The 6832-nt window shown below is 67.6% G+C and carries 7 protein-coding genes and 1 pseudogene; 4 read left to right on the forward strand and 4 right to left on the reverse strand.

What is annotated here, in order from left to right; genetic code table 11:
- Window positions 1–147: 147 nt before the first annotated feature.
- The 3 genes and pseudogenes from ACH4DX_RS35035 to ACH4DX_RS35045 form a co-directional block, all read right to left on the reverse strand.
- A complete protein-coding gene (locus ACH4DX_RS35035) occupies window positions 148–360 on the reverse strand; it encodes a hypothetical protein (protein WP_398158086.1) in 213 nt (70 codons plus the stop codon).
- A 512-nt stretch (window positions 361–872) separates the two neighbouring features.
- Window positions 873–1667, reverse strand: a complete 795-nt coding sequence (locus ACH4DX_RS35040; protein WP_398158087.1) for a hypothetical protein — start codon at window positions 1665–1667, stop codon at window positions 873–875.
- A 313-nt stretch (window positions 1668–1980) separates the two neighbouring features.
- A pseudogene (locus ACH4DX_RS35045) lies at window positions 1981–2229 on the reverse strand (GDP-mannose 4,6-dehydratase); the annotation flags it as partial.
- 187 nt (window positions 2230–2416) lie between these two features.
- Between ACH4DX_RS35045 and ACH4DX_RS35050 the strand changes: the two are divergent.
- Complete coding sequence (locus ACH4DX_RS35050) at window positions 2417–2719, forward strand: hypothetical protein (protein WP_398158088.1); 303 nt, start codon at window positions 2417–2419, stop codon at window positions 2717–2719.
- Between the two features lie 132 nt (window positions 2720–2851).
- On the opposite strand, the gene ACH4DX_RS35055 is transcribed toward ACH4DX_RS35050, so the two are convergent.
- Entirely contained in the window at window positions 2852–3445 is a 594-nt protein-coding gene (locus tag ACH4DX_RS35055) for an exonuclease domain-containing protein (RefSeq protein WP_398158089.1), read from the reverse strand.
- 89 nt (window positions 3446–3534) lie between these two features.
- Here ACH4DX_RS35055 and ACH4DX_RS35060 point away from each other — a divergent pair, with 89 nt between their 5' ends.
- From ACH4DX_RS35060 to ACH4DX_RS35070, 3 genes are all read left to right on the forward strand, one after another.
- Window positions 3535–4407, forward strand: coding sequence for a phytanoyl-CoA dioxygenase family protein (locus tag ACH4DX_RS35060; protein ID WP_398158090.1), 873 nt, complete (start codon window positions 3535–3537; stop codon window positions 4405–4407).
- Between the two features lie 48 nt (window positions 4408–4455).
- Window positions 4456–5742, forward strand: a complete 1287-nt coding sequence (locus ACH4DX_RS35065) for a nitrate/nitrite transporter (protein ID WP_398158091.1) — start codon at window positions 4456–4458, stop codon at window positions 5740–5742.
- Window positions 5743–6039: 297 nt separating this feature from the next.
- On the forward strand, window positions 6040–6832 hold a 793-nt coding region (locus ACH4DX_RS35070; RefSeq protein ID WP_398158092.1), incomplete at its 3' end, for an IS701 family transposase.

Raw genomic sequence — 6832 nt, forward strand, 5'->3', positions numbered from 1 at the left:
CACGCAGCGTCCCGGACGAGGGTTCACCGAGATCTTCGCGCGCCTGCCCTCGCACCGTGAACCGAGCCCTGGTTGTCTTCTTGTGTCCACCTGCACCCGCGCCGTCGAGCTGTTGTCTGCCACACAGGGCGGGGCCGACCCGGGACGTCAGCTGACCGCGGTGTTCCGCCGACTCTTGGCGTAGGTGCCGGTGGTGTTGTCCGGGGTGATCTCCCTGACGACCGCCTCTGCGAGGTCCCCGGCCTCGGCCAGACGCCGCACGGCATCGACACCGTGGCCCTCGGTCCACTGCTCGATCAGCTCCTGCAGCTCAGCGGCGGCCGGTACCGCCTCGGGGAACCCGGCCGTCTCGGCAGTCACCAGCAGCCGGTCAGGACGGCGCACCCAGCGGCGCCGACGGGGCTGGGGCGCGTCACGGTGCTCAACCGCGCGTCGAAATCAGCGTCGTTCTTCACCCCAGAGCAAGCACGCCGCGCCGGTTTCAGATGAGGAAGCGGCCTTGCTCGGCCTCGGAATCGCTGTCAGAGGTCGTGGCCCTGCAGCCGGTCCACCCCTGGCGTCGGCCTTGACGGTTGTCAGGAGTGGACCGGCTCGAAGGCGTCAGGGTGTTCGCCGCCTGCTCACGTAACGGGCGATTCGGGTGGCACCTATTACTACCGGCACTACGACGATGCACCCGATCAGCCCCCACAAGATGGTAGCTGGCCAGGACCGATCGCTCGCGCCCAGGCCGAGGGCCACTCCCATGGCGGCCGACACCGCAAGCGAGGCGATCCGCTCGGCGCCGGCGCGACGATTCTTCATGTCATCTGTCATTGCAGTACTTCTCACGAGTCATGTCGGCGGCGCTTGAAAAGTGACAGCGTCGCCTGTCAGTCGAAGAGGCCGCCGACTACTCCGGCGACGGCACCGCCCAGGCCTCCTGCGACAGCCCCGGGTATGCACCCAGCTCCTCCTCCGGCGACGGCGCCACTCACGCACCCGGTGGCAAGTCCCATGGCGGTGCCCTTGGCGGCGTCGTGCACCCACTTGGGGTCGGCGACGACGGGGAAGGCTGTGGAGTCCGTGATCTGTACCGACTGGATGAGGGTGTTGCCGTCGATGCGGTAGCTGGTGGGTACGGGCTTGCCGGTAGCGTCCTTGGCCCAGGGGGTAGTGAAACCGCCGAGGAATGTGCCGTTCTTGGCGACTGCGGCGACGGCGCCGGTGTTGAGCTTGACCAGGCGGGCGCCGTTTGGCAGGCCGATGTCGTAGCGCTGTTCGCGCGGGGCGGTGGCGTTCTTGAGGACGGCCAGGGCGCGGATGCCGCCGTCCGTGGTGGGCTGGATCGCGAGGTCGGTGGCCTTGGCTGCCCCGGGGTAGACGGTGGTGTTTTTGCCGCCCTTGGTGCCGATGACGTTGTTGCTGCTGGGAAGTGCGATGGATATGGCGGCACCCGTTGCGGCGACGGCTTTCGCATCCCCCGTGGAACGCTGGGGGATCGTGGTGCCTGCGGTGGGGGCCGGGGCGATGCTGGTGGTGCCGGTGGCCTTCTCGACCGCGGCCGCAGTGCTTTCGGCTTTCGAGGGGGCCTCGCTGGCCATGGCGGCGGAGGCGGTTCCCAGGGTGAGTGCGGCCGTGCTGATGGAGGCAACGACGCCGCTCACTACGCGCTGACGGTGGTTCATGGAAAACCCTTCGTAGACGGTGCGCGGGCCCCGGCACAGCCGGTGGAGGGGGGTGGCTGCGCCGGGGTGAGGATGATCTTGGCATGCGCAAACGATCATGAGAAGGGTGTTCGGCTGAGCTCGGGGAAGTTGAGGACTTTAGTCCTTGCGTTTGCCTGCTTGTCGGGACTTTAGTCACCGCACTTTCGAACCCATCGGGTGTTTATACCTGGCTTTTGCCGTCCAGGCGTCCTTGCCTTCAGGCGGCGACGAGTCCCCCCTCTCCTCAGATGCGCCCGCAACCTGCGCAGTGCGCGAGCGGCGCCCGCCCTTCGCCGCCGTGGATGGAGCGGTCCGCGTGGGATTCGGCCGCGAAGTGCACGACCTGGTCGTGGTCGCCCATCAACCGCACGACGAGGTCCGAGTCGCAGATATCGCCCCTCACGAAGCCGAATGCCGCTTGCTCACGCACCGCGTCCAGGCTGGCCGTACTCCCGGCATAGGTGAGCTTGTCCAGCACGGTCACCGAGATCTCAGCGTCTTCAGCTTCTGCTTCGCCGTCTCCCGCTCCGCCCGCGAGCAGCCTCGTCGCGACCAGCACCTCCAGCAGATCCAGCGCGTCGTCGACCGCCCTGCTCGTCAGGTAGACCGCGGTGTCCATTCACGCCACCCCATGTGGACGTCGCTTCCGGCTCTCCTAGACGCGACGGCCACGGCTCTGGAGACCGGCGGGGCCGTGGATGGTTACCTGCCTGTCGCAGTCGACGAGGATGAGCTGGACTGGGACTTCTGATGCACAGGACGAGATCGTCGTCCGCCGAACCTGGCGGGGCACCGGCCTGACTCCCCGCATCCACGAGGAACTCCTGCGGGAGAGGACGGAACAACGGGTCACCTTGCTGGTCAACCCCAAGGCCGGGCACGGCAAGGTACAGGCCTTGTACCAGCGGTGGGGCTACGAAAAGCTCGGCGAGCAGCAGCCGTTCCCCGCCTCCCCGGTCTTCGCCGCCATGATGTGTGATCTCACGCCGCCCCTGCCGCCCCGTCCGCCACAGGAGGGGCGGCTGCCCTAGCCGGCCTCACGGCGCAGAACGTCACCGCAGTGATCCTCGCGAACCCCGAGATCGCCCGCGTGTGGTTCCTGTCGATTCCCGGCGCAGAGCACTCCCCGACCCAAGGTTGGAGGGGAGGAACGGGGCGGCGGGCTACCAGCAGCCTTCGGGCAGTGAGGCGCCGTTACTGCGCAGATGGCCGAGTGCGGCAGCGAAGGAGTAGCAGTCGAACAGCGCTGAGTGTTCTTGTCCGGAGGCGGGCTTGGACAGTCCCAGTACGTTCCACAGGCGTCCGACGTTCGCCTGCGCCGTGGCCGGCGCCACGGTGTTCAGCCAGGGGCGGATGTTGATGAAGGCCGCGTCGAGGAAGCTGTGCTTGATCTGTTCGCCGCGGGCGCGCGCCCAGCCGACGTTCTCGCCGAGCACGACCATGTCGTTGCCGTAGGACAGGACGGTCTGCTCCCGGCAGAACCCCAGGAATTCGCCCAGGGCCTGTTCGGCGGGGATCCCGTCGCGGTCGACAGTCTGCTGGCTGATACCGGTGAGCTCGGTGAAGTAGGGCGACAGCTCGGCATTGACCTTGGGTCGTACCAAAGCTTCGTACTCCTCGATGACGGTGCAGTCCTCGCGCAGGCGCAACGCTCCGATCTGCACGATCTCGCGGAGCTGACCAGGCGCGCCCCAATCCCGTTCCAGCGCCTGCGGCCACGAGGTGAATTCAAGGTCGAACACAACGAAGGTAGACACCCTGACACTCTGCCCGCCATCACCCTAGGCAGGGCGACGGATCACAGGATGTCCGGCAGCTGTTAACGGTACGTGCATACGGCATTGGCATGTGCAGAGAAGGATGCCCGGGCCGTTTCCGATGGAGCGGCCCGATCGAGTCCGTCTCAGTACAGGAGTTGTCGGTGACCACAACCCTTGCTTCACCTGCGGAATTAGCGGACCACGTCGCCAGCGACGGCTGGGCCATCGCCCGGCGTCAGCTCGAGCCTCACGAGATCTTCAGTGCCCGAACCCTGATCGCCGCGCACTTCCAAGCCGGTCATGGAGTGCAGATCGAAGGGGCACGTGTGCAGCCGGCCGCCGCTCACTTCCTCCCGGGACTCGCCTGGCTCTACGCTCACCGCCGCGTGATCGAGCTCGCCCGGGCCGCACTCGGCACCCGCGACGTGATCTTCACCGGGCACAGCGATGCTCACCACGGCTTCACTCAGGGCTGGCACAAGGACAGTGGCAGCTCAGCCCTGGGCGATCCGGAGACCGGCTACTTCGGCGAATCACCCACGACACTGTTCCTCCAGCCGCCCGAGGTGGTGAAGGTCGGCATCTACCTCCAGGAGTCGACGGACCTCAACTGCCTGCGCGTGGACCCGGGTTCGCATGTACGCCCCGGCCTCCAGCCCCTACGGCCCACCCGGGTCCTTATGGACGCAGGCGACCTCGTGGTGTTCGACGTACGCATCACGCACGCCGGGGCCGTGGTCCCCGATCCGCACTCCGCGGATCTGGACGCCCTGCGCCAGCGCATGTCCGCCTTCGTCACCTTTGGCCGGGACACACCACGCACCAGGGCCTTCGCCCGGGCCAACATGATCCGGCAGAAGGGACAGGTCGGCCTCAGCCAGGACGCCACGATGGCCGCCGACCGCGGCCACGCAGCCCTCCTCGCCTCTTACGGAGTGGGTACGTGGGAAGACTGCTGATCCCGCCGCAGTCGGCCGGTACAGCCGAGGGCCCTGCCCGGTGACGCGGTGACCGCGCCGAAGAAGCGAAAGACGCGCATGGAAAAGGCAGCATCCTTAGGCATTCCCGCCCGGGCCTGGGTGTCGTGGGGTGCCGCAGCCCTCACCTACGTCATCGCCATCTTCAACCGGGGCAGTCTCGGCGTGGCCGGTCCGATGGCAGCGGACCGCCTCGGTATCGACGCCACCGCTCTCTCCTCGTTCGCCGCGGTCCAACTCGCCGTGTTCGCCGCCACCCAGGTACCGGTCGGCCTCGTGGTCGACCGGTACGGGCCCCGCACGATGCTCACCGCGAGCCTGGCCGTCATGGCCGCCGGGCAGGCCATGGTGGCAGGCAGCCACAGCTTCGCCCTGGTCCTCACGGGCCGGGCTCTGCTGGGCTGCGGCGATGCCATGGTCATGATCAGCGTGCTCCGCCTGATCACCTCATGGTTTCCACCCGCCCGTATTCCAATTCTCGCCCAGGTGACCATCATGGTCGGCACCGCAGGCGGCCTGGCTGCCGCCCCGCCACTGTCCGCCGCACTACGGGCTTTCGGCTGGGAGCGCGTGTTCTTCTCATCTGCACTGGCCACTGCCTTCATGACTGTCGGCGTGTGGGTGAGCGTGCGGAACGCACCCGAGGAGGACACACCGTCCGCGATACGCGGCTCCTCCACGGAAACCCTGCGCACCGCTCTGGGCGCAGCGTGGCGCCAGCCCGCCACGGCGGTTGGCCTGTGGCTGATGTTCACCGTCCACTTTCCGGTGCAAGTCTTCGTTCTGCTCTGGGGCTATCCGTTCCTGACCCAGGGGCAGGGAGTGTCCGCAGCCACGGCCAGCTACCTGGTCGCGGTACCTCTGGTCGTCACCATGGCCCTGGGCCCGGTGTTCGGCATCATCTCCGCTCGCCGCTCCCACTGGCGTCTCCCGCTGATCCTTACGATCACCTGCGCGACTACCGTCACCTGGGCTGCGGTTCTGCTGTGGCCAGGAGAGCACGCTCCCTTAGCCCTGTTGTTTCTGCTGACCGCAGTGCTCGGCCTCTGCAACCCGGCCGCAGTCTTCGGCCTGGACATCGCCCGCTCCGGCAGTCCACCCCACCGTGTAGGGGCAGCCTCGGGCATCGCCAACATCGGCGGATACACCGCCGCCCTGCTCGCCATGATGCTAATCGGCGCCGCACTCGACCACAGACAGGGCACAGCCGCCACCCCGGACCACGCGGACTTCCGCGTCGCCATGGCCACGCAGCTCGTCCTCCAAGTGCTCGGAGTGAGTTTGCTCCTGCGCAGCAGAAGCCCGTCGCGGGACTGAGAACCGGCTGTCTGGGTTCGGGCACCGCCACCACTACGGTTCGAACAAAGCGAAGCAGGTCTCGTGCTGCTGCGAACGTGTCCGGGAGCCAGAGCTGGCGAGCCGCACGTCGCCGGGAGGGCGGCATCTTTCGAGAAAGTCCAGGTAGCCGAGGCTGAGCTGCACGTGGGTGAGGCTGTCACCGAGGCACGCGATTGAGCCGTGGCCGCCTGCCATGTGCTTGCGAACACTCCGGTGAGTACTAGTAGGACTCCGTTAGGTCTTGATGTCGGTCCTGTTGAGGAGCACGTTGAGGGTGTGGACGCACATCAAGTCAACCGTGTTCGGGCGATGTTGGCGTGGTTCGTGGCGGATGTGTTCGCCTCGGTGCCGCGCAAGGACCAGCGGGCCAAGGGGGACTGCTACCTGCGGGGACTGATGTTGGATGGCCGCCGTAAGTCCATTCAGGCCATGGCGTCTCGGCTGCCGGACGGCAATGAGCAGAACCTGCAGCAGTTCGTGAATCAGTCGACCTGGGATCCGGTGCCGGTGCAGCGCCAGATCGCCGAACGGATGCTGCCGCTGGTCGCTCCGACGGCCTGGGTGATCGACGACGTGTCGGTCCCCAAGGACGGGATGATGTCGGTCGCCGTGGCCGCGCAGTACTGCGGGGCCCTGGGGAAGGGGGCCAACTGCCAGGTCGCGGTCAGTGTCCACGCCGCGAACGACACTGCCTCCTGCCCGCTGCAGTGGCGCCTGTTCCTGCCGAAGGAATGGGCCTCGGACGCCGGTCGCCGGGCCAGAACCCGTATCCCGCCCGAGGTCACGCACCGCGAGAAGTGGCGCCTGGCGTTGGACATGCTCGACACGCTCGCCGGCTGGGGCATGACGCCACCGGCCGTGGTGGCCGACGCCGCCTACGGCACCAACGCGCACCTGCGGACCGCACTGTCCGACCGCGGCCTTGCCTACGTCCTGGCCATCCGGACGGATGTGGTCGCCCACCCCTTAGATGCGAAGCCCGTGGCACCGGCCCGCAACGGGCCCGTCGGCTGCTGGCCCCAGCCCCGCTACCGCGATCCCGCGCCGTCGGTGGCAGACCTGGCCGCCG

Source organism: Streptomyces sp. NPDC017940 (genome assembly GCF_044328435.1).
In the GTDB taxonomy this organism is placed as follows: Bacteria; Actinomycetota; Actinomycetes; order Streptomycetales; family Streptomycetaceae; genus Streptomyces.